A 25,167-nucleotide genomic window follows, 5' to 3' on the forward strand; every position below is an offset into this window, starting at 1 on the left:
ACCAAGAATGGCGCCACCCCGCTGTTCATTGCTGCCCTGGAGGGTCATACCAACATCGTGAAACTCCTGATCGAAGCCGGGGCGGATGTCAACGCCCGAACTCAGAATGGCGACACCTCGATCTTGGTCGCAACTCAAAAGGGTAATACCGACTGCGTGAAAATCCTGATTGAAGCCAATGCGGATCTCAACGTCGTCTTCCCGGATGGCACCACCCTACTATTAATCGCTGCCTGGGAAAATAACACCGACTGCCTGCAAGCCCTGATCGAAGCCGAAGCAGATCTCAACGCCGCCTTGCCCAATGGCGTCACCGCGCTGTTCGTCGCTGCTGCAAGAGGCAATACCGACGGCGTGAAACTCCTGATCAACGCCGGGGCTGATCTCAACGCTGCCTCGTCGAACGGCACCACCCCACTATCTATCGCAACCGAGATGGGCAATACCGACTGCGTGAAAGCCCTGTCCGAGGCCGGGGCAAGGTAGGGCAGAGACAAGAAAGAAAACAAAAGAGAGGCGTTATTTTATCCAGAAAACACGGCTTTCAGGTGTTAAGTCTATCTTCAAGAAACGGTGGAAAGTCGAGATTCTGGCCGGACTGAAAGCTTCACCAGGGTAGTTTAGAGAAAGGTTAACTGCCTGACTTGAGTTATTTTCCTGATCTATCCTTGCTCTCTGTACACCAGAATTAAAGGGTAGAATGATTAAACACTCACTCTTTGCAGCACCACTGTTACTCATGACATTGTCCGTCGTCTGTCAGGCTCAAACGTTGACCAGACGTTTTGTTGTCGAGCTTGAACAGAAAGCAGGCTCTCCAAGCCAGAACGTATTTATAAAACCTCACCATCACACACTGTTGTACACCTTGTCAGACATTGCCCACACAAAAGGCTATACAGAATCAGATTTACCGCCTGATGAGAAACAAGGCAGACTAAACGACTGCGAGCTAAAAACAACCGTTATTGAATCAATTTCCTGGCCATGGCTTTACGCCAATTATCTGTTGGTGGGTTACGAACTGATCGTGACCACCAAAAATACCCCACTCAGCTCCACCTCTTATTCGTGGCTACCTCTGGAAGTGTTTGTCGCTGTTGGGTGGCTTTTAAAAAGTTACTGGAATATCGACTCACCGTCGTTTAACCCGATAAAACAAAAAGAGTTACGTCAGGATCACCCGTTGGCAGCCATCATTTCGGTGCCCGGCTCTGGAAATAATCAACAACAACACCCGCCATCAGAGTCATCAGGGCAACAAGCTCAGGAAGCCACCATCGGCCCTTCAGGCTCTTTCAACAGCGTCCTTGATTCTGACTTTGCCGATGGTGACGGGGGCTCAGAGCAACATCTGCATACTTTGGGTTTAGATTGTTTCGTCTTTACCTGTCATGGCGTTTGTCAATTCCGACCATCATCCGATAGCAGTGAGCCCACTGAGTGGCAGATGAATGCCGCAGAACATTCGACAGGCCACAAAGAAGCAACGCCCGAACAAAGCTCATGCTCACATTTGGACAATGGACACTGCTCTGAGTGCACAGGTCATGTGACCAACACAGATGTTTTAACCATGGATGGTACTGCTCACCTCGCTGTCCCTATGGACACTGACGCACCAGTGGAGTCCGATCCCTGTCCTATTTGTCTGGTTCACTTCCATGGTCGTGATGCAGTGCCTGTGGTCCTCAAAGCTCAATGCTGTGGCCACCACTTCGATCTGGACTGTATTTCGAAGTGTTTTGTTGACCAGCCCATCGGCTCGCGCCGTTGTGCAATGTGCCGACAGAACCCGATGCCTGTGGTGAATGTGAACACCGGTGAATCTCACCCGGACGAGTTTTTCCCCGATTGGACGTTTTATCGTGCTTGTCTTGAGGGGGAATTGGATCAGGTGGAGAAGTCACTGGCAGAAGGAGTCAATGTCAATGCCGTTATAGATGATGATTTCACTGCCTTGATGTTGGCATCCGGTCAGGGGCACAAGGACATCGTCGAACGCCTGATCGACGCCGGGGCGGATCTCAACGCCCGGATCAATAATGGCGCCACCTCACTGTTCATAGCTGCTCAGAAAAACAAGACTGACTGCGTAAGAATCCTGATCGAAGCCAGGGCGGATCCCAACGCCGCCCGTTCTAATGGCGCCACCCCGCTGTTCATCGCTGCCCAGGAAAATAACACCGACTCCTTGAAACTCCTGATCGAAGCCAAGGCTGATCTCAACGCCAGGACTAATAATGACGTCACCCCGCTGCTCATCGCTGCCAAGAAAAATAACACCGACTGCGTGAAACTCCTGATCGAAGCCAAGGCGGATTTCAACATCCGGAATAAGGATGGCGTCACCCCGCTGTTCATCGCTGCACAAGAAAATAACATTGAAAGCGTGAAAATCCTGATCGAAACCGAGGCAGATCTCAACGCCCGGACTAAAGATGGCGTCACCTCGCTCTATATAGCAGCCCAACTGGGTCATACCGACATTGTGAAAGTCCTGATCGAAGCCGGAGCTGATCCCAACGCCGCCTTGTCCAATGGCGCCACCCCGCTGTACATCGCAGCCGGGATGGGCAATACCGGCTGCGTGAAACTCCTTATCAACGCCGGGGCGGATCTCAACAGCCGGGCTCTGGATGGCGCCACCCCGCTGTTCATCGCTGCCCAGGAAAATAATACCGGCTGCGTGAAACTCCTTATCAACGCCGGGGCTGATCTCAACGCCGCCTTGTCGGATGGCACCACCCCGCTGTCCATCGCAACCGAGACGGGCTCTGACGACTGCGTGTTCCTCCTGATCAATGCCGGGGCAAGGTAGGGAGCAGAGGCGGTGAATGAAACAGAAGAAATGTGTCATCTTCTCTGGTAAACATGGCTTTCTGGTGCTCCCATCTTCTGAGTGTTTGAAATGGGTGATTATTTAGTCACTGCAAACTTTATAATCATAGAGAAAGTGAAGTGGGATCACTTTAACCTCAGTACCACAGTTTATGGGGCAGGGCTGAATGTTTATCCGGGGCAGTTGGGAGAACGGTTAACTGCCTGACTTGAGTTATTTTCCTGATCTATCCTTGCTCTCTGTACACCAGAATTAAAGGGTAGAATGATTAAACACTCCCTCTTTGCAGCACCACTGTTACTCATGACATTGTCCGTCGTCTGTCAGGCTCAACCGTTGACAAGACGTTTTGTTGTTGAGTTTGAACAGAAAACAGGTTCTCCAAACCAGAACTTTTCTGCAACACCTGACCTACATATATTGTCGTATACCTTCTCAGACATTGCCCACACGAAAGGCTACGCAGGATCAGATTTATCGTCTGATGAGAAACAAGGCAGACTAAACGGCTACGAGCTAAAAACAACCGTCATTGAATCAATTCCGTGGCCATGGCTTTACGCCAATTTTCTGCTGGTGAGTTACGAACTGATGCTGACCACCAAAAATACCCCACTCAGCTCCACCTCTTATTCATTGCTACCTGTGGAAGTGGCGTTTCACCCGTTGGCGGCCATCATTATGGTGCCCGGCTCTGGAAATAATCAACAACACCCGCCATCAGAGTCATCAGGGCAACAAGCTCAGGAAGCCACCGTCGGCCCTGCAGGCTCTTTCAACAGCTTCCTTCATTCTGATTCTGACTCTGCCGGTGGTAGCGGAGGCTCACAGCAATATCAGCATACTTTGGGTTTAGATTGTTTCGTCTCTCCCTGTCATGGCGTTTGTCAACTCCGGCCATCATCCGGTAGCAGTAGACCCGCTGAATGGCCGATGAATTCCTCAGAACATTGGACAGGCCAAACAGGAGGAACGCCAGAACAAAGCTCATGCCCACATTTGGACAATGGACACTGCTCAGAGTGCACAGGTCATGTGAATAACACGGATGTACTACTCATGGATGGCATTGCTCACCCCATTGTCCCCACGGGCACTGACATACCGCTGGAGTCCGATGCCTGTCCTATTTGTCTGGTTCACTTCCATGGTCGTGATGAAGCGCTTGTGGTCGTCAAAAGCCAATGTTGTGGCCACCGCTTCGATCTGGACTGTATTTCGAAGTGTTTTTTTGAACAGCCCATCGGCTCTCGCTGTTGTGCAATATGTCGGCAAGACCCGATGCCTATGGTGAATGAGCACACCGGTGAATCTCACCCGGATACATTTTTCCCCGACCAGACGTTTTATATTGCCTGTTTTGAGGGGTATTTGGATCAGGTGAAGAGGTCGCTGGCAGAGGGAGTCAATGTCAATACTGTTATGAATAATGAGTTCACTGCCTTGTTGTTGGCATCCAATCGGGGGCACAAGGACGTCGTCAAATGCCTGATCGAAGCCGAGGCGGACCTCAACGCCCTGAGCGATGATGGCGCCACCCCGCTGTTCTTAGCGGCCCAGGAACATAACACCGACTGCGTAGAACTACTGATCAACGCTGGGGCAGATATCAACGCCCGGACTAAATACGGCATCACTCCGCTGGCCGTCGCAGCCGGGAGGGGCTATACCGACATCGTGAAACTCCTGATCAAAGCCAGGGCGGATCTTGACGCCCGGACTACGTATGGAGCCACCCCGCTGTTCATCGCTGCACAAGAAAATAACACCGAGTGTATGAAAGTCCTGATCGACAACGGGGCGGATCTCAAGGCCCGGACTACGGATGGAGCCACCCCGCTGTACATCGCTGCACAAGAAAATAACACCGACTGCATGAAAGTCCTGATCGACAACGGGGCGGATCTCGACGCCCGGACTACGAATGGAGCCACCCCGCTGTTCGCCGCTGCACAAGAAAATAACACCGACTGCGTGAAACTCCTGATCGACAACGGGGCGAATCTCAACGCCCGGATTCAGGATGGCGCCACCCCGCTGTTCATCGCAACCCGAAAGGGTAATAACGGCTGCGTCAAAGTTCTGGTCGATAACGGGGCGGATCTCAACGCCCAGACTAATGAAGGTACCACCGCACTTTACATGGCCGCCCAGGAAAATAACACCGACATCGTGAAACTCCTGATCGAAGCCAAGGCCGATCTCAACGCTGCGACGACGGATGGCGCCACCTCGCTGTTCATCGCCGCCCAGGAAAATAACACCGACTGCGTGAAACTCCTGATCGGAGCCAAGGCCGATCTCAACGCCCAGACCAAGAATGGAGCCACCCCGCTGTTCATTGCTGCCCTGGAGGGTCATACCAACATCGTGAAACTCCTGATCGAAGCCGGGGCGGATGTCAACGCCCGAACTCAGAATGGCGACACCTCGATCTTGGTCGCAACTCAAAAGGGTAATACCGACTGCGTGAAAATCCTGATTGAAGCCAATGCGGATCTCAACGTCGTCTTCCCGGATGGCACCACCCTACTATTAATCGCTGTCTGGGAAAATAACACCGACTGCGTGAAACTCCTGATCGGAGCCAAGGCCGATCTCAACGCCGCCTTGCCCAATGGCGTCACCGCGCTGTTCGTCGCTGCTGCAAGAGGCAATACCGACGGCGTGAAACTCCTGATCAACGCCGGGGCTGATCTCAACGCTGCCTCGTCGAACGGCACCACCCCACTATCTATCGCAACCGAGATGGGCAATACCGACTGCGTGAAAGCCCTGTCCGAGGCCGGGGCAAGGTAGGGCAGAGACAAGAAAGAAAACAAAAGAGAGGCGTTATTTTATCCAGAAAACACGGCTTTCAGGTGTTAAGTCTATCTTCAAGAAACGGTGGAAAGTCGAGATTCTGGCCGGACTGAAAGCTTCACCAGGGTAGTTTAGAGAAAGGTTAACTGCCTGACTTGAGTTATTTTCCTGATCTATCCTTGCTCTCTGTACACCAGAATTAAAGGGTAGAATGATTAAACACTCACTCTTTGCAGCACTACTGTTACTCATGACATTGTCCGTCGTCTGTCAGGCTCAACCGTTGACCAGACGTTTTGTTGTCGAGCTTGAACAGAAAACAGGCTCTCAAAACCTGAACTTTTCTATAAAACCTGACCAACATACACTGTCGGGTATCTTTTCAGACATTACCCACACAAAAGGCTATACAGAATCAGATTTACCGCCTGATGAGAAACAAGGCAGACTAAACGACTGCGAGCTAAAAACAACCGTTATTGAATCAATTTCCTGGCCATGGCTTTACGCCAATTATCTGCCGGTGGGTTACGAACTGATCGTGACCACCAAAAATACCCCACTCAGCTCCACCTCTTATTCATGGCTACCTCTGGAAGTGTTTGTCGCTGTCGGGTGGCTTTTAAAAAGTTATTGGAATATAGACTCACCGTCGTTTAACCCGATAAAACAAAAAGAGCTGTGTCAGGTTCACCCGTTGGCAACCATCATTACGGTGCCCGGCTCTGGAAATAATCAGCAACAACACCCGCCATCAGAGTCATCAGGGCAACAAGCTCAGGAAGCCACCATCGGCCCTTCAGGCTCTTTCAACAGCGTCCTTGATTCTTACTCTGCCGGTGGTGACGGGGGCTCAGAGCAACATCTGCATACTTTGGGTTTAGATTGTTTCGTCTTTCCCTGTCATGGCGTTTGTCAATTCCGACCTCCATCCGATAGCAGTGAGCCCACTGAGTGGCAGATGAATTGTGCAGAACATTCGACAGGCGACACAGAAACAGCACCCGAACAAAGCCCATGCCCACATTTGGACAATGGACACTGCCTGGAGTGTGCAGGTCATGCGACTAACACGGATGTGCTGCTCATGGATGGCAGTGCTTGCCCCGCTGTTCCCATGGACACTGATGAACCGCCGGAGTCCGATCCCTGTCCTATTTGTCTGGTTCTCTTTCATGGCCGTGATGAAGCGCTTGTGATCGTCAAAAGCCAATGTTGTGGCAAGCACTTTGATCTGGACTGTATTTCGAAGTGTTTTGTTGAACAGCCCATCGGCTCTCGTCAGTGTGCAATGTGCCGACAAAACCCGATGCCCATGGTGAATGAGCACACCGGTGAATCTTACCCGGATAATTTTTTCCCCGATCAGGCGTTTTATCGTGCCTGTTTTGAGGGGAACTTGGATCAGGTGGAGAAGTCACTGGCAGAAGGAGTCAACGTCAATGCCCCTATGAATAATGGTCTCACTGCCTTGACGTTGGCATCCTGTAAGGGGCACAAGGACATAGTCGAACGCCTGATCAACGCCGGGGCGAATCTTAACGTGCGGACTAAGCATGGTGCTACCCCGCTGTTCATCGCTGCTGCAAAAGGCAATACCGACTGCGTGAAACTCCTGATCAAAGCCAGGGCGGATCTTGACGCCCGGTTTTCGGATGGAGCCACCCCGCTGCACGTCGCTGCACAAGAAAATTACACCGACTGCGTGAAACTCCTGATCGAGGCCGTGGCGGATCTCAACCCTCGGACTAAGGGTCGCGCCACCCCGCTGTTCATAGCAGCCCAGAAGGGCAATACCGACTGCGTAAAAGCCCTGATCGAAGCCAAGGCGGATCTCAACATCCGGACTGAAGTGGGTGCCACCCCGCTGTGCATCGCTACTGTGCATGGCAATACCAACTGCGTGAAACTCCTGATCAGCGCCGGGGCTGATCTCAACGCTGCCCTGCCGCATGGTGCCACCCCGCTGTTCTTCGCTGTCGAGATGGGCCATACCGACATCGCGACACTCCTGATCGAATCCGGGGCGGATCTCAACGCCTGCACCAAGGATGGCACCACCCCGCTGTTAATTGCAGCCCAGAAAGGCAATATCGACATCGTGAAACGCCTGATCGAAGCCGGGGCGGATCTCAACGCCCGTAATGAGAATGGCATCACCCCGCTGTTAATTGCAGCCCAGAAAGGCAATATCGACATCGTGAAACTCCTGATCGAAGCCGGGGCGGATCTCAACGCCCGTAATGAGAATGGTGCCACCTCGCTGTTAATTGCAGCCCATAAAGGCAATACCGAAAGCGCAAAACTCCTGATCAACGCCGGGGCTGATCTCAACGCCGCCTTGCCGGATGGCGACACCCCGCTCTCCATCGCAGCTGAGACGGGCAATATCGACTGCTTGAAAGCTCTGGTCGAAGCCAACGCGAATCTCAACGCTCGGACTGAGTATGGCTTCACCCCTCTGTTCATTGCAGCCGAGAACGGCAATACCGACTGTGTGAAAGTCCTGATCGAGGCCGGGGCCGATCTCAACCCTCGGACTCAGGATGGCGCCACCCCGCTGTTAATTGCAGCCCAGAAAGGCAATATCGACATCGTGAAACTCCTGATCGAAGCCGGGGCTGATCTCAATGCAGACTTGTGGGATGGCACCACCCCACTGTTAATCCCAGTCGGGGAGGGATATATCGACTGCGTGGAAGCCCTGGCCGATGCCGGGGCAAATTAAGTAACTCAAGCGAGGTATCATCCTGAAAATCAGCGATTATTGATTGCATGAAAAATGATCTTATAGAACTTTTCCCAAACTAACTGTTGTCGTCTTTTGGCAACACCACTGCAATGGGCGCGTCAGAGCTTTTGGAGCTTGCGTTATTTTCTTGATCTATCTTTCCTCCCTGTACACCAGAATACAAGGTTAGAATTATTAAACACTCCCTCTTTGCTGCAGCACCAGTGTTGCTAATGACATTGTCCGTCGTCTGTCTGGCTCAACCATTGACAAGACGTTTTGTGGTCGAGTTTGAACAGAAAGCAGGTGCTCCAAACCTGAACTTTTCTGCAAAACCTGAACGGCATACATTGTCGGGTAACTTCTCAGACATTGCCCACACAAACGGCTATGCAAAATCAGATTTACCGTCTGATGAGAAACAAGTCAGAATAGGCGGCTGCGAGCTAAAAACGACCATCATTGAATCAATTTCGTGGCCATGGCTTTACGCCAATCATCTGCTGGTGGGTTACGAACTGATCCTGACCAGCAAAAACACCCCACTAAGTTCCACCTCTTATTCACGGCTACCTGTAGAAGTGGTTGTCGCTATCGCTTGGCTTTTAAAGAGTCATTGGAATATAAACTCATCGTCGTTTAAACCGATTACACAAAAAGAGCGGTGCAAGGATCACGCTCTGTCGGCCATCATTACGATGCCTGGCACTGGCAATGACCAGCCACAACATCCACCATCAGAGTCATCGGTGCAGCAAGTTCAGGAAACTACCGCCCGCCCTGCAGGCTCTTTCAACAGCTTCCTTTACTCTGACTCTGCCGATGGTAACGGAGGCACACAGCAGCATTTACACACTTTGGGTCTGGATTGTTTCGTCTCTCCCTGTCACGGCGTTTGTCAATTCCGACCATCATCCGATAGCGGTGGGCTCGCTGATTGGCCGATGAATTCCGCAGAACATTCGACAGGCCAGACAGAAGCAACGCTCGTACAAAGCTCATGCCCACATTTGGACAATGGACACTGTTCAGAGTGCGTAGGTCATGTGAATAATACGGATGTACTACTCATGGATGGCATTGCTCACCCCACTCCCCCCATGGACACTGACGTACCGATGGAGTCCGATCCCTGTCCTATTTGTCTGGTTCACTTCCATGGTCGTGATGCAGTGCCTGTGGTCCTCAAAGCTCAATGCTGTGGCCACCACTTCGATCTGGACTGTATTTCGAAGTGTTTTGTTGAACAGCCCATCGGCTCTCGTCAGTGTGCAATGTGCCGACAAAACCCGATGCCCATGGTGAATGAGCACACCGGTGAATCTTACCCGGATAATTTTTTCCCCGATCAGGCGTTTTATCGTGCCTGTTTTGAGGGGAACTTGGATCAGGTGGAGAAGTCACTGGCAGAAGGAGTCAATGTCAATGCCGCTATAGATGATGATTTCACTGCCTTGATGTTGGCATCCGGTCAGGGGCACGAGGACATCGTCGAACGCCTGATCGACGCCGGGGCGGATCTCAACGCCCAGACCAATAATGGCGCCACCTCACTGTTCATAGCTGCTCAGGAAAATAATACTGACTGCGTAAGAATCCTGATCGAAGCCAGGGCGGATCCCAACGCCGCCCGTTCTAATGGCGCCACCGCGCTGTTCATCGCTGCCCAGGAAAATAACACCGACTCCATGAAACTCCTGATCGAAGCCAAGGCTGATCTCAACGCCAGGACTAAAAATGACGTCACCCCGCTGCTCATCGCTGCCCAGAAAAATAACACCGACTGCGTGAAACTCCTGATCGAAGCCAAGGCGGATTTCAACATCCGGAATAAGGATGGCGTCACCCCGCTGTACATCGCAGCCGAGATGGACAATACCGACTGCGTGAAACTCCTTATCAACGCCGGGGCGGATCTTAACGCCGCCCAGTCGGATGGCGCCACCCCGCTATACATCTCAGCCGAGGTGGGCAATACCGACTGCGTGAAACTCCTGATCAACGCCGGGGCTGATCTCAACGCCGCCTTGTCGGATGGCACCACCCCGCTGTCCATCGCAACCGAGACGGGCTCTGACGACTGCGTGTTCCTCCTGATCAATGCCGGGGCAAGGTAGGGAGCAGAGGCGGTGAATGAAACAGAAGAAATGTGTCATCTTCTCAGGTAAACAAGGCTTTCTGGTGTTCCCATCTTCTGAGTGTTTGAAATGGGTGATGATTTAGCCACAGCAAACTTTATAGTCATAGAGAAAGTGAAGTTGGATCACTTTAACCTCAGTACCACAGTTTATGGGACAGGGCTGAATGTTTCTCCGGGGCAGTTGGGAGAACGGTTAACTGCCTGGCTTGCGTTATTTTCCTGATCTATCCTTCCTCTCTGCACACCGGAATCCAAGGGTAGAATGACTAAACACTCACTCTTTGTGGCACCACTGTTACTCATGTCATTGTCCGTCATCTGTCAGGCTCAACCGTTGACAAGACGTTTTGTTGTTGAGTTTGAACAGAAAACAGGTTCTCCAAACCAGAACTTTTCTGCAACACCTGACCTGCATACATTGTCGTATACCTTCTCAGACATTGCCCACACGAAAGGCTACGCAGGATCAGATTTATCTTCTGATGAGAAACAAGGCAGACTAAACGGCTACGAGCTAAAAACAACCGTCATTGAATCAATTCCGTGGCCATGGCTTTACGCCAATTTTCTGCTGGTGAGTTACGAACTGATGCTGACCACCAAAAATACCCCACTCAGCTCCACCTCTTATTCATGGCTACCTTTGGAAGTGGCGTTTCACCCGTTGGCGGCCATCATTATGGTGCCCGGCTCTGGAAATGACCAACCACAACACCCGCCATCAGAGTCATCGGGGCAGCAAACACAGGTAGCTAGCGTCGGCCCTGCTGGCTCTTTCAACAGCTTCCTTTATTCTGACTCTGCCGGTGGTAGCGGAGGCTCACAGCAACATCAACATACTTTGGGTTTAGATTGTTCCGTTTTTCCTTGTCGTGGCGTTTGTCAATTCCGACCATCATCCGATAGCAGTGGGTCCACTGAGTGGCAGATGAATTCCGCAGAAAATCCCACAAGACAGACAGAAGCAGCACTCCAACAAAGCTCATGCCCAAATTTGGACACTGACTTACCGCTGGAGTCCGATCCCTGTCCTATTTGTCTGATTCATTTCCGTGGCCGTAATGCAGTACCTGTGATCGTCAAAACCCAATGTTGTGGCCACCACTTCGACCTGAACTGTATTTCGAAGTGTTTTGTTGATCAGCCCATCGGCTATCGCAGTTGTCCAATGTGTCGGCAAGACCCGATGCCCATGGTGAATAAGAACACCAGTGAATCTCACCCGGATACATTTTTCCCCGATCGGGCGTTTTACGGTGCCTGTGTTTACGGGGATTTGGATCACCTGGAGGAATCACTAGCAGAAGGAGTCAATGTCAATGCTGTTATGGAAGCTGATTACACAGCCTTGATGTGGGCATCCTATAATGGGCAAAAGGACGTCGTCGAACGCCTGATCAACGCCGGGGCAAATCTCAACGCTGCCTGTTCGACGGGTGCAACCGCACTGTTTGTCGCTGCCCAGGAAAATAAACCCGAGTGTGTGAAACTCTTGGTCGAAGCCAAGGCGGACCTCAACGCCGACCGTTCGGATGGCGTCACTCCGCTGTTTATCGCTGCTCAGCAAAATAACACCGACTGCGTAAAAATCCTGATCAACACCGGGACAGATCCCAACGTTTCCCGGACCTCGGATGGCGCCACCGCACTGTTAGTCGCAGTCTGGGCGGGCAATACCGAATGCGTAAAACTCCTGATCGAAGCTCAGGCGGATGTCAACGCCCGGAATAAAAATGGCACCACCCCACTGTTCATAGCAGCCCAGATGGACAATATCGACTGCGTGAAACTCCTGATTAACGCCGGGGCGGATCTCGACGCTGCCATATCGAATGGCGCTACCCCGCTCTCCATCGCGGCTGAGATGGGCAATACCGACTGCGTGGAAGCCCTGATCGAGGCCGGGGCAAGGTAGGTAACTCAAGCGACGCACCATCCTGAAAATCAGCTATTATTGACTGCATGAAAAATGATCTTATAGAACCTTTCCCACCAGACTACTTTTGTCGTCTTTTGGCAAAACCACTGCAATGGGCGTGTCAGCGCTTTTGGAACTTGCATTATTTTCTTGATCTATCCTTCCTCCCTGAACACCAGAATGCAAGGGTAGAATCATCAAGCACTCACTCTTTGCAGCACCACTGTTGATAATGACATTGTCCGTCGTCTGTCTGGCTCAACCGTTGACAAAACGTTTTGTTGTCGAGCTTGAACAGAAAGCAGGTTCTCCAGGCCAGAACGTTTTTATAACACCTGACCATCACACACTGTCGTACACCTTGTCAGACATTGCTCACACAAAAGGCTATGCAGGATCAGATTTATCGTCTGATCAGAAACAAGGCAAACTAAACGGTTGCGAGCTAAAAACGACCATCCTTGAATCAATTTGGTGGCCATGGCTTTACGCCAATTATCTGTTGGTGGGTTACGAACTGATCCAGAATGCCAAAAATACCCCACTCAGCTCCACCTCTTATTCATGGCTGCCTCCGGAAATGGTTGTCGCTGTCGGTTGGCTTTTCAAAAACTATTGGAATATAAACCTACCGTCGTTTAACCTGATAGCACAAAAAGAGCTGTGTCAGAATCAACCTCTGGCAGCCATCATTACGATACCCGGCTCTGGAAATGCCCGGCAACAATGCCCGCCACCAGAATCATCGGGGCAGCAAACTCCGGAAGCCACCGCCCGCCCTACAGGCTCTTCCAACAGCTTCTTTTATTCTGACTTTGCCGGTGGTAGCGGAGGTTCACAGCAACATCGGCATACTTTGGGTTTAGATTGTTTCGTCTTTCCCTGTCATGGCGTTTGTCAATTCCGACCATCATCCGATAGCAGAGGGCCCACAGACACCGACGTAACGCCGGAGTCCGATCCCTGTCCTATTTGTCTGGTTCACTTCCATGGCCGTGATGAATCGCTTGTGGTTGTCAAAGCTCAATGTTGCGGCAAGCACTTCGACCTGGACTGTATTTCGAAGTGTTTTGTTGAACAGCCCATCGGCTCTCGCCACTGTGTAATGTGTCGGCAAGACCCGATGCCTATGGTGAATGTGAACACCGGTGAATCTCACCCGGATACATTTTTCCCCGATCAGGCGTTTTATCGTGCCTGTTTTTACGGGGATTTGGATCAGGTGGAGAAGTCACTGGCAGAAGAAGTCAATGTTAATACCGTTATAAATGATGGCCTCACTGCCTTGATGATGGCATCCAGTCAGGGGCACAAGAACATTGTCGAACGCCTGATCAACGCCGGGGCGAATATCAGCGCTGCCTGCTCGACTGGTGGAAACGCACTGTTTTTCGCTGCCCAGAATAATAAACCCGAGTGTGTGAAACTCCTGATCAAAGCCAAGGCGGATCTCAACGCCAACTGTAGGGATGGCGTCACCCCGCTGTTCATCGCTGCTCAGCAAAATTGCACTGACTGCCTAAAAATCCTGATCAACACCGGGGCAGATCTCAACGCTTCCCGGACTTCGGATGGCGCCACCGCACTGTTAATAGCAGCCTGGTTGGACAATACCGAATGCGTGAAACTCCTGATCGAAGCCAAGGCGGATCTCAACGCCCGGACTAAGGATGGCTTCACCGCGCTGTCCATCGCTGCAGATATGGGTAATATTGACTGCGTGACAGCCCTGGTCGAAGCCAAGGCAGATGTCAACGCCGCCTTGTCGGATGGCTCCACCCCACTGTTAATCGCAGCCAAGAGAGGCAGTATCGACTGCGTGAAAATCCTGATCAACGCCGGGGCGGATCTCAACGCCCGGACTCATAATGGCTTCATCCCCCTGCTCATCGCTGCCAATATGGGCCATACCGACATAGTGACAGCCCTGGTCAAGGCCAGGGCAAGGTAGGGAACAAAAGAAAGGCGTTATGTCATCGAGTAAACACGGTTTTCTGTGCTCCCATCTTCAGAGTGTTTGAAATGGGTGATTATTTAGTCACAGCAAACTTTACAGTCATAGAGAAAGTGAAGTGGGATCACTTTCACCTCAGCAGCATAGTTTATGGGGCAGGGCTGAATGCTTCTCCGGGGCAGTTGAGAGAACGGTTAACTGCCTGACTTGCGTTATTTTCCTGATCTATCCTTCCTCTCTGTACACCAGAATCCAAGGGTAGAATGATTAAACACCCACTCTTTGCAGCACCACTGTTACTCATGTCATTGTCTGTCGTCTGTCAGGCTCAACCGTTGACCAGGCGTTTTGTTGTCGAGCTTGAACAGAAAGCAGGTGCTCCAAGCCAGAATGTTTTTATAAAACCTGACCAGCACACACTGTCGTGCACCTTGTCAGACATTGCTCACACAAAGGGCTATGCAGGATCGGATTTATCGTCTGATGAGAAACAAGACAGACTAAACGGCTACGAGCTAAAAACGACCATCAATGAATCGATTTCATGGCCATGGCTTTACACCAATCATCTACTGGTGAGTTACGAACTGATCCAGACCGCCAAAAATACCCCACTCAGCTCCACCTCTTATTCATGGCTACCTGTTGAAGTGGTTTTCGCTGTCGGTTGGCTGGTTCTTTTAAAAAGCTATTGGAATAACAAACCACCGTCGCTTAATCCAATAACATCAAAAGAGCTGCATCAGTTTCACCCGTTGGCGGCCATCATTATGGTGCCCGGCTCTGGAAATGAACAGCCACAACACCCGCCATCAGAATCATCGGGGCAGCAAACACAGGTAGCTAGCGTCGGCCCTTCCTGCTCTTTCAACAGCGCCCTTGATTCTGACTCTGCCGATGGTAACGGGGGCTCACAGCAACATCAGCATACTTTGGGTTTAGATTGTTTTGTCTCTCCCTGTCATGGCGTTTGTCGATTCCGACCGTCATCCGATAGCAGTGAGCCCACTGAATGGCCGATGAATTGCGCAGAACATTCGACAGGCGACACAGAAGCGACGCCAAGGCAAAGCTCATGCCCACATTTGGACAACGGACACTGCTCAGAGTGCACAGGTCATTTGACCAACACAGATGTTCTACCCGTGGATGGCACTGCTCACCTTGCTGTCCCGATGGACACTGACGCACCAGTGGAGTCCGATCCCTGTCCTATTTGTCTGGTTCACTTCCATGGCCGTGATGAATCGCTTGTGGTCGTCAAAGCCCAATGTTGTGGCTACCACTTCGACCTGGACTGTATTTCGAAGTGTTTTGTTGAACAGCCCATCGGCTCTCGCCACTGTGTAATGTGCCGACAAGACCCGATGCCTATGGTGAATGTGAACACCGGTGAATCTCACCCGGATACGTTTTTCCCCGATTGGGCGTTTTATCGTGCTTGTATTGAGGGCGATTTGGATCGGGTGGAGAAGTCACTGGCAGAAGGAGTCAATGTCAATGCCGTTATAGAAGATGATTTCACTGCCTTGATGTTGGCATCCGGTCAGGGGCATAAGTACATCGTCGAACACCTGATCATCGCCGGGGCGGATCTCAACGCCCGGACCAAGAATGGCGCCACCGCGCTGTTCATAGCTGCTCAGGAAAATAACATTGACTGCGTAAAAATCCTGATCGAAGCCAGGGCGGATCTCAACGCCGCCCGTTCTAATGGCGCCACCCCGCTGTTCATCGCTGCCCTGGAAAATAACACCGACTGCGTAAAAATCCTGATCGAAGCCAAGGCAGCTCTCAACGCCCGGACTAAAAATGGCGTCACCCCGCTGTTAATTGCTGCCCAGAAAAATAACACTGACAGCGTGAAACTCCTGATCGAAGCCAAGGCGGATCTCAATGCCCGGAATAAGGATGGCGTCACCCCGCTGATCATCGCTGCACAAGAAAACAACACCGACAGCGTGAAAATCCTGATCGAAACCGAGGTAGATCTCAACGCCCGGACTAAAGATGGCGTCACCTCGCTGTATATGGCAGCCCAACTGGGCCATACCGACATTGTGAAAGCCCTGATCGAAGCCGGGGCTGATCCCAACGCCGCCTTGTCGAATGGCGCCACCCCGCTGTTTGTCGCTGCTGCGGAAGGCAATACCGACTGCGTGAAAGCCCTGACCAACGCTGGGGCGGATCTCAACAGCCGGACTGAGAATGGCGCCACCCCGCTGTTCATCGCTGCCCAGGAAAATAACACCGGCTGCGTGAAAATCCTGATCAACGCCGGGGCTGATCTTAACGCCGCCCTGTCGGATGGCGCCACCTCGATGTACATCGCAGCCGAGATGGGCAATACCGACTGCGTGAAAATCCTGATCAAAGCCAAGGCGGATCTCAACGCCCGGACTACGGGTGGCATCACCTCGCTGTTTGTCGCAGCGCGGTGGGACCATGTCAACATCGTGAAAGCCCTGATCGACGCCGGGGCGGATTTCAACGCCGCCACGCCTGATGACACTACCCCGCTGTACTTCGCAGCCATGATGGGCAATGCCAACTCCTTGCAACTCCTGATCGACGCCGGGGCGGATGTCAATGCTCGGGTTAAGGATGGCACCACCCCGCTGTTCATGGCTGTTCTGAGGGGCTATACCGAATGCGTGAAAGTACTGATCATAGCCAAGGCAGATGTTAACGCCATCTCGACTCCTACAGGCGCCACCCCTTTGCTCAGCGCAGTCTTTATGGGCGATGCCACCTGCGTACAACTCCTGATCAACGCCGGGGCGAATGTCAACGCCGTCTTGTCAAATGGCGACACCCCGATGTCCATCGCAACCGAGCTGGGCTATACCGACTGCGTGAACCTCCTGATCAATGCCGGGGCACTGTCGGGAGTAGAGGCGGTAGATGAATCAGAAGAAATGCGTCATCTTCTCCTGTAGACACGGCTTTCTGGTGTTCCCATCTTCTGAGTTTTTGAATGCTTCTCCGGGGCAGTTGAAAGAACGGTTAACTGCGCAACTTGCGTTATTTCCTTGATCTATCCTTCCTCTCTCTACGCCAGAATGCAGGGATAGAATGATTAAACTCCCACTCTTTGCAGCACCACTGTTGCTAATGATATTGTCCGTCGTCTGTCAGGCTCAACCGTTGACAAGACGTTTTGTTGTCGAGTTTGAACAGAAAGCAGATGCTCCAAACCAGAACGTTTTTATAAAACCTTACCAGCACACACTGTCGTACACCTTGTCAGACATTGCCCACATACACGGTTATGCAGGATCGGATTTACCGCCTGATGAGAAACAAGGCAAACCAGACGGTTTCGAACTAAAACCGGCCATCATTGAATCCATTGCATGGCCATGGCTTTATGCCACTCATCTGCTGGTGGGTCACGAACTGATCCTGACCACCAAAAGTGCAACAGCCAGCTCCAACTCTTATTCATGGTTGCCTCTGGAAGTGGTTGTCGCTGTCGGTTGGCTTTTAAAAAGCTATTGGAATATCGACTCATCGTCGTCTAACCTGATAGCACAGAAAGAGCTGTGTCAGGATCACCCGCTGACGGCCGTCATTACAGTGCCCGGCTCTGGAAATGCCCGGCAGCAATCCCCACCATCAGAGTCATCGGGGCAGCATGCTCAGGAAACCACTGCCCGCCCGGCAGGCTCTTTCAATAGCTTCCTTTATCCTGACTCTACTGATGGTAACGGAGACCCTCAACAATCTCTGCATTCTTTGGATTTAAATTGTTTCGTCTCTCCCTGTCACGGCGTTTGTCAATTCCGACCATTATCCGATAGCAGTGAGCCCGCTGAATGCCCGATGAACACCACAGAAATTTCGACAGGCCACACAGGAGCATCACTTGAACAAAGCTCATGCCCACATTTATATAATGGACACTGCTCAGAGTGCGCAGGTCATATGACTAACACGGATGTTCTATCCATGGATGGCATTGCTCGACCCGCTGTCCCCATGGACACTGACGCACCGCTGGAAACTGATCCCTGCCCTATTTGTCTGGTTCACTTCCATGATCATGATGCAGTACCTGTGATCGTCAAAACCCAATGCTGTGGCAAGCAATTCGACCTGGATTGTATTTCGAAGTGTTTTGTTGATCAGCCCATTGGCTCTCGCCGTTGTGCAATGTGTCGGCAAGACCCGATGCCTATGCTGAATGAGTACACCGGTGAGTCTCACCCGGATACATTTTTCCCCGATCAGGCGTTTTATCTTGCCTGTTTTGAGGGGGATTTGGATCAGGTGGAGATGTCGCTGGCAGAGGGAGTCAATGTCAATGTCGTTTTGGATAATGATTCCACTGCCTTGATGATGGCATCTATTCAGGGGCACAAGGACATCGTCGAACGCCTGATCAACGCCGGGGCGGAGCCTAACGCCGCCTTCTCGGATGGCGATACCGCACTCTCCATCGCGACTGAGATGGGCAATACCGACATCGTGAAACTCCTGATCGACGCCGAGGCAGATCTCAATGCCCGTAGTGAAGATGGCTACACACCGCTGTTCATCGCTGCACAAGAAAATCACACCGACTGCGTGAAAGTCCTGATCGAGGCCGGAGCCGATCTCAACACTCGGACTCAGGATGGCGCCACCCCACTTTTCATAGCAGTCCAGGTGGGCAATAGCGACTGCGTAAAAGTCCTGATCAACGCCGGGGCTGATGTCAACGCCCCCTTGTTGAATGGCCTCCCCCCACTGTACGTCGCAGCCCGGAAGGGCAATACCGACTGCGTAAAGGTCCTGATCAAGGCCGGGGCTGATATAAACGCTGCCATGCCGGATGGTGCCACCGCGCTGCTCATAGCTGCCCAAGAAAATAACACCGACTGCGTGAAAATCCTGATCGACGCCGGGGCTGATCTCAACGCCGCCTTGTCGGATGGCAGCACCCCACTGTTAACCGCAGTCGAGTGGGGCAATACCGACTGTGTGAAAGCCCTGATCGAAGCCAAGGCGAATCTCAACGCCCGGACTGAGTACGGCTACACACCGCTGTTCGTCGCTGCACAAGAAAATTACACCGACTGCGTGAAAGTCCTGATCGAGGCCATGGCGGATCTCAACCCTCGGACTAAGGGTGGTGGCACCCCGCTGTTCATAGCAGCCCAGAAGGGTAATACCGACTGCGTAAAAGTCCTGATCAACGCCGGGGCTGATCTCAACACTGCCATGTCGGATGGTGCCACCCCGCTGCTCATCGCTGCCCTGAAGGGCCGTACCGACTGCGTAAAACTCCTGATCAATGCCGGGGCTGATCTCAACGCCTCCCGAACTTCGGATGGCGCTACCCCGCTGCTCATCGCGACCCTGAAGGGCAATAACGACTGCGTGAAAGCCCTGACCGAGGCCGGGGCACGGTAGGGAGCAAAGGCACTCTCTGTCTTGCTTTGGTTGGTAGCGATTTTGACTGTGATGCCAAGACTATCAGGGCGATCTACAAGAAACGTTGAAAAATCGAGATCCTGACAGGGCTGAAAGCTTCTCTGGAGCGGTTCTGAGAACTGTTAACTGCATAACTTGAGTTATTTTCTTGATCTATCCTTCCCCTCTTAACACCAGAGCTGAAGGGTAGAATTATTAAATACTCACTCTTTGTAGCACCACTTTTGCTCATGACATTGCCCGTCGTCTGTCAGACTCAACCGTTGACAAGACGTTTTGTTGTCGAGCTTGAACAGAACGCAGGTTCTCCAGGCCAGAACGTTTTTATAACACCTGACCATCACACACTGTCGTACACCTTGTCAGACATTGCCCACACAAAAGGCTGTGCAGGATCGGATTTATCGTCTGATCAGAAACAAGACAGACTAAACGGTTGCGAGCTAAAAACGACCACCATTGAATCCATTTCGTGGCAATGGCTTTACGCCAATCGTCTGCTGGTAGTTTACGAACTGATCCTGAACACCAAAAATCTCCCTCTCAACTCCACCTCTTATTCATGGCTACCTGTAGAAATGGTTATCGCTGTCGGTTGGCTTTTAAAAAACTATTGGAATATCGACTCACCGTCGTTTAACCCGATGACACAAAAGGAGCTGTGTCAGGACCACCCGTTTTCAGCCATCATTACGATACCTGGCACTGGAAATAATCAGCAACAACGCCCGCCATCAGAGTCATCGGGGCAGCAAGCTCAGGAAGCCACCGCCCACTCTACAGACACTTTCAACAGCTTCCTTTATTCTGACTCTGCCGATGGTAGTGGAGGCTCACAGCAACATCTGCATACTTTGGATTTAAATTGTTTCGTTTCTCCCTGTCATGGCGTTTGTCAATTCCGACCATCATCTGATAGCAGTGAGTCCGCTGAATGGCCGAAGAATTTCGTAGAAAATTCGACAGGTCAAACAGAAGCAACGCCCGGACAAAGCTCATGCCCACACGTGGAAAATGGACACTGCCCAGAGTGCGCTGGTCATGTAACTAACACAGATGAACTACTCATGGATGGCATTCCCCGCCCCGCTCTCTCCGTGGACACTGACGTACCGCCGGAGTCCGATCCCTGTCCTATTTGTATGATTCACTTCCATGACCGTGATGTAGCGCTTGTGGTCGTCAAAAGCCAATGTTGTGGCAAGCGCTTCGATCTGGACTGTATTTCGAGGTGTTTTGTGCAACACCCCATCGGCTCTCGCCGATGTGCAATGTGCCGACAAAATCCGATGCCTATGGTGAATGAAAACACCGGTGAATCTTACCCGGATAGATTTTTTCCCGATCAGACGTTTTATCGTGCCTGTTTTGAGGGGGATTTGGATCAGGTGGAGACGTCACTGGCAGAAGGAGTCAATGTCAATGCCGTTATGAATAATGGTTTTACTGCCTTGATGCTTGCATCCAGTCATGGTCACAGGGGCGTCGTCGGGTGCCTGATCAACGCCGGGGCGAATCTCGATGACCGGACCATACATGGCTCCACCTTGCTGATCGTCGCTGCCAAGAATGGCCATACCGACATCGTGAAACTCCTGATCGAGGCCAAAGTGGATCTCAACGCCCAGAATAAGAATGGCACCACCGCGCTGATCATGGCTGCCCAGGATGGCCATGCCGACATCGTGAAACTCCTGATTGAGGCCAAAGCGGATCTCAACGCCCGGTCTAAAAATGGCGGCACCGCACTGTTTATCGCTGTCCAACAACATAACATCGACTGCGTGAAACTCCTGATTAACGCGGGGGCGGATCCCGACGCTGCCATGACCCATGGCACCACCCCGTTGCTCATTGCTGCTGCGAAAGGCAATACCGACTGTGTAAAAATGCTGATCGAAGCCGGAGCGAGTCTCAACGCCCGGAATAAAAATGGTACCACCGCGCTGATCTTTGCTGCCCAGAATGGCCATACCGACATCGTGAAACTCCTGATCGAGGCCAAAGTGGATCTCAACGCGCCGAATAAGAATGGCTTTACCCCGCTGATCGTTGCCGCCCAGGATGGCCATACCGACGTCGTGAAACTCCTGATTGAGGCCAAAGTGGATCTCAACGCCCGGTCTAAGAATGGCGGTACCGCACTGTTTATCGCTGTCCAACGACATAAGACCGACTGCGTGAAAGTCCTGATTAACGCGGGGGCGGATCTCGACGCTGCCATGTCGAAAGGCACCACCCCGCTGCTGAATGCTGCTACGCATGGAAATACCGACAGTGTGAAAATCCTAATCGAAGCCGGAGCGGATCTCAACGCCCAGACTGACAATGGCGTCACCCCGCTGTTCACGGCTGCCAAGCAGGGCCATACCGACATTATGAAACTCCTGATCGAGGCCAAAGCAAATCTCAGCGCCCAACGGACTTCGGATGGTGCCACCCCGCTGTTCGTTGCTGCTGAGGAAGGCAATACCGGCTGCGTGAAAGTCCTGGTCAATGCCGGGGCAGATCTCAACGCCGCAGCCCGGGATGGCACCACCCCGTTGCTCATTGCTGCTGCGGAAGGCAATACCGACTGTGTGAAAATGCTGATCGAAGCCGGAGCGAATCTCAACGCCCGGAATAAGAATGGCATCACCGCGCTGATCTTTGCTGCCCAGAATGGCCATACCGACATCGTGAAACTCCTGATCGAGGCCGGGGCAAATCTCAACGCCCGGAATATGAATGGCGCCACCGCGCTGATCTTTGCTGCCCAGAATGGCCATACCGACATCGTGAAACTCCTGATTGAGGCCAAAGTGGATCTCAATGCCCGGAATAAGAATGGTACCACCGCGCTGATCTTTGCTGCCCAGAATGGCCATATCGACATCGTGAAACTCCTGATTGAGGCCAAAGTGGATCTCAACGCCGGGAATAAGAATGGCACTACCCCGCTGATCATTGCTGCCCAGAATGGCCATACCGACATCGTGAAACTCCTGATCGAGGCCAAAGTAGATCTCAACGCCCGGGCTAAGAATGGCGGCACCGCACTGATTATCGCTGTCCAACAAAATAACACCGACTGCGTGAACGTCCTGATTAACGCGGGGGCGGAGCTCGACGCTGCCATGTCCCATGGCACCACCGCGCTGCACGTTGCTGCTGCGCAAGGCAATATCGACTGTGTGAAAATCCTGATCGAAGCCGGAGCAGATCTCAACGCCCGGACTGAAAATGGCATCACCCCGCTGTCCTTGGCTGCCAAGAAGGGTCATACCGACATCGTGAAACTCCTGATCGAGGCCGGAGCGGATCTCAACACCCCACAGACTTGGGATGGCGCGACCCCGCTGTTCGTTGCTGCTGCAAAAGGCAATACCGGCTGCGTGAAAGCCCTGATCAATGCCGGAGCGGATCTCAACGCTCCGGCGTGGGATGGCACAACCCCAATGTCCATCGCAACCGAGATGGGCAATACCGACTGCGTAAAAGCCCTGACCGAGGCCGGGGCAAGGTAGGTAACAGAGGTAAGACAGGGAACAAAAGAAGTTGGAGCACTTTCACCTCAGCACCACAGTTTATGCGGCAGGGCTGAAAGCTTCTCTGGGGCAATTGAGAGAACGGTTAACTGCGCAACTTGAGTTATTTTCCTGATCTATCCTTCCTCTCTGTACACCAGAGTTCAAGGGTAGAATGATTAAACACTCACGCTTTGCAGCACCACTGTTACTCATGACATTGTCTGTCGTCTGTCAGGCTCAACCGTTGACAAGACGCTTTGTTGTCGAGCTTGAACAGAAAACAGGTTCTCCAAACCAGAACGTTTCTATAACAACTGACCAACACACACTATCGTACACCTTGTCAGACATTGCTCACACAAAAGGCTGTGCAGGATCAGATTTACCGCCTGATAACAAACAAGGCAGATTAATCGGTTGCGAGCTAAAAACGACCATTATTGAATCCATTTCGTGGCCATGGCTTGACGCCAATTATCTGCTGATGGGTTACGAACTGATCCTGACCAGCAAAAATACTCCTCTCAGCTCCACCTCATACTCATGGCTACCTGTAGAAGTGGTTATCACTGTCGGTTGGCTTTTAAAGAGTTATTGGGATATTAACTCAGCGTCGTTTAATCCGATAGAACAAAGGGAGCCGTGTCAGAATCATCCGTTGGCGGCCATCATTATGATGCCTGGCTCTGGAAATGATCAGCAACAATGCCCACCATCAGAGTCATCGGGGCAGCAGGCTCAGGCAGCCACCGCCCGCCCTTCAGGCTCTTTCAACAGCTTCCTTTATTCTGACTCCGCCGATGGTAGTGGAAGCTCACAGCAACATCGGCATACTCTGGGTTTAGATTGTTTCGTTTCTCCCTGTCATGGCGTTTGTCAATTCCGACCATCATCCGATAGCAGTGAGTCCGCTGAATGGCCGATGAATTCAGCAGAAAATTCGACAGGTCAAACAGAAGCAACGCCCGGACAAAGCTCATGCCCACATTTAGACAACGGACACTGCCCGGAGTGCGCTGGTCATGTAACTAACACAGATGAACTACTCATGGATGGCATTCCCCGCCCCGCTATCTCCGTGGACACTGACGTACCGCCGGAGTCCGATCCCTGTCCTATTTGTATGATTCACTTCCATGACCGTGATGTAGCGCTTGTGGTCGTCAAAAGCCAATGTTGTGGCAAGCGCTTCGATCTGGACTGTATTTCGAGGTGTTTTGTGCAACACCCCATCGGCTCTCGCCGATGTGCAATGTGCCGGCAAAATCCGATGCCTATGGTGAATGAAAACACCGGTGAATCTTACCCGGATAGATTTTTTCCCGATCAGACGTTTTATCGTGCCTGTTTTGAGGGGGATTTGGATCAGGTGGAGACGTCACTGGCAGAAGGAGTCAATGTCAATGCCGTTATGAATAATGGTTTTACTGCCTTGATGCTTGCATCCAGTCATGGTCACAGGGGCGTCGTCGAGTGCCTGATCAACGCCGGGGCGAATCTCGATGACCGGACCATAAATGGCTCCACCTTGCTGATCGTCGCTGCCAAGAATGGCCATACCGACATCGTGAAACTCCTGATCGAAGCTCAGGCGGATCTCAATACCCAGAATAAAAATGGCAACACTCCGCTGATCGTTGCTGCCCAGAATGGCCATACCGACATCGTGAAACTCCTGATCGAAGCTCAGGCGGATCTCAATACCCAGAATAAAAATGGCAACACCCCGCTGATCGTTGCTGCCCAGAATGGCCATACCGACATCGTGAAACTCCTGATCGAAGCTCAGGCGGATCTCAATACCCAGAATAAAAATGGCAACACCCCGCTGATCGTTGCTGCCCAGAATGGCC

The 25,167-nt window shown here is 52.0% G+C and carries 12 protein-coding genes; 11 read left to right on the forward strand and 1 reads right to left on the reverse strand.

The window, feature by feature from the left end; all coding sequences use genetic code 11:
- The 6 genes from KBW69_RS21730 to KBW69_RS21755 all read left to right on the forward strand — a co-directional run.
- Positions 1 to 486 (forward strand): ankyrin repeat domain-containing protein (locus tag KBW69_RS21730; protein ID WP_257282250.1); only part of this gene is annotated, 486 nt, incomplete at its 5' end.
- 214 nt (positions 487 to 700) lie between these two features.
- A complete protein-coding gene (locus tag KBW69_RS21735) occupies positions 701 to 2,821 on the forward strand; it encodes an ankyrin repeat domain-containing protein (RefSeq protein ID WP_257282251.1) in 2,121 nt (706 codons plus the stop codon).
- A 285-nt stretch (positions 2,822 to 3,106) separates the two neighbouring features.
- Positions 3,107 to 5,641, forward strand: a complete 2,535-nt coding sequence (locus tag KBW69_RS21740; protein WP_257282252.1) for an ankyrin repeat domain-containing protein — start codon at positions 3,107 to 3,109, stop codon at positions 5,639 to 5,641.
- A gap of 214 nt (positions 5,642 to 5,855) precedes the next feature.
- Positions 5,856 to 8,372, forward strand: a complete 2,517-nt coding sequence (locus KBW69_RS21745; protein ID WP_257282253.1) for an ankyrin repeat domain-containing protein — start codon at positions 5,856 to 5,858, stop codon at positions 8,370 to 8,372.
- Between the two features lie 236 nt (positions 8,373 to 8,608).
- Positions 8,609 to 10,492, forward strand: a complete 1,884-nt coding sequence (locus KBW69_RS21750) for an ankyrin repeat domain-containing protein (RefSeq protein ID WP_257282254.1) — start codon at positions 8,609 to 8,611, stop codon at positions 10,490 to 10,492.
- Between the two features lie 285 nt (positions 10,493 to 10,777).
- Entirely contained in the window at positions 10,778 to 12,430 is a 1,653-nt protein-coding gene (locus KBW69_RS21755; protein ID WP_257282255.1) for an ankyrin repeat domain-containing protein, read from the forward strand.
- 60 nt (positions 12,431 to 12,490) lie between these two features.
- On the opposite strand, the gene KBW69_RS21760 is transcribed toward KBW69_RS21755, so the two are convergent.
- Positions 12,491 to 12,631, reverse strand: a complete 141-nt coding sequence (locus KBW69_RS21760) for a hypothetical protein (RefSeq protein ID WP_257282256.1) — start codon at positions 12,629 to 12,631, stop codon at positions 12,491 to 12,493.
- Positions 12,632 to 12,665: 34 nt separating this feature from the next.
- Between KBW69_RS21760 and KBW69_RS21765 the strand changes: the two genes are divergently transcribed.
- The 5 genes from KBW69_RS21765 to KBW69_RS21785 all read left to right on the forward strand — a co-directional run.
- On the forward strand, positions 12,666 to 14,384 hold the full coding sequence (locus KBW69_RS21765; RefSeq protein WP_257282257.1) for an ankyrin repeat domain-containing protein: 1,719 nt from the start codon (positions 12,666 to 12,668) through the stop codon (positions 14,382 to 14,384).
- Positions 14,385 to 14,650: 266 nt separating this feature from the next.
- A complete protein-coding gene (locus KBW69_RS21770) occupies positions 14,651 to 17,326 on the forward strand; it encodes an ankyrin repeat domain-containing protein (protein WP_257282258.1) in 2,676 nt (891 codons plus the stop codon).
- A 136-nt stretch (positions 17,327 to 17,462) separates the two neighbouring features.
- Complete coding sequence (locus tag KBW69_RS21775) at positions 17,463 to 19,784, forward strand: ankyrin repeat domain-containing protein (RefSeq protein WP_257282259.1); 2,322 nt, start codon at positions 17,463 to 17,465, stop codon at positions 19,782 to 19,784.
- Between the two features lie 251 nt (positions 19,785 to 20,035).
- Entirely contained in the window at positions 20,036 to 23,311 is a 3,276-nt protein-coding gene (locus KBW69_RS21780) for an ankyrin repeat domain-containing protein (RefSeq protein ID WP_257282260.1), read from the forward strand.
- Positions 23,312 to 23,486: 175 nt separating this feature from the next.
- Positions 23,487 to 25,167 (forward strand): ankyrin repeat domain-containing protein (locus KBW69_RS21785; protein ID WP_257282261.1); only part of this gene is annotated, 1,681 nt, incomplete at its 3' end.

Origin of the sequence: Endozoicomonas sp. ISHI1 (assembly GCF_024606225.1) — a bacterium.
Lineage (GTDB): Bacteria > Pseudomonadota > Gammaproteobacteria > Pseudomonadales > Endozoicomonadaceae > Endozoicomonas_A.

Coding starts and splice junctions, on each gene's coding strand:
- KBW69_RS21735 (WP_257282251.1), top strand. CDS start 701: ATGATTAAACACTCACTCTTTGCAGCACCACTGTTACTCATGACATTG.
- KBW69_RS21740 (WP_257282252.1), top strand. CDS start 3,107: ATGATTAAACACTCCCTCTTTGCAGCACCACTGTTACTCATGACATTG.
- KBW69_RS21745 (WP_257282253.1), top strand. CDS start 5,856: ATGATTAAACACTCACTCTTTGCAGCACTACTGTTACTCATGACATTG.
- KBW69_RS21750 (WP_257282254.1), top strand. CDS start 8,609: ATGACATTGTCCGTCGTCTGTCTGGCTCAACCATTGACAAGACGTTTT.
- KBW69_RS21755 (WP_257282255.1), top strand. CDS start 10,778: ATGACTAAACACTCACTCTTTGTGGCACCACTGTTACTCATGTCATTG.
- KBW69_RS21760 (WP_257282256.1), bottom strand. CDS start 12,631: ATGATTCTACCCTTGCATTCTGGTGTTCAGGGAGGAAGGATAGATCAA.
- KBW69_RS21765 (WP_257282257.1), top strand. CDS start 12,666: ATGACATTGTCCGTCGTCTGTCTGGCTCAACCGTTGACAAAACGTTTT.
- KBW69_RS21770 (WP_257282258.1), top strand. CDS start 14,651: ATGATTAAACACCCACTCTTTGCAGCACCACTGTTACTCATGTCATTG.
- KBW69_RS21775 (WP_257282259.1), top strand. CDS start 17,463: ATGATTAAACTCCCACTCTTTGCAGCACCACTGTTGCTAATGATATTG.
- KBW69_RS21780 (WP_257282260.1), top strand. CDS start 20,036: ATGACATTGCCCGTCGTCTGTCAGACTCAACCGTTGACAAGACGTTTT.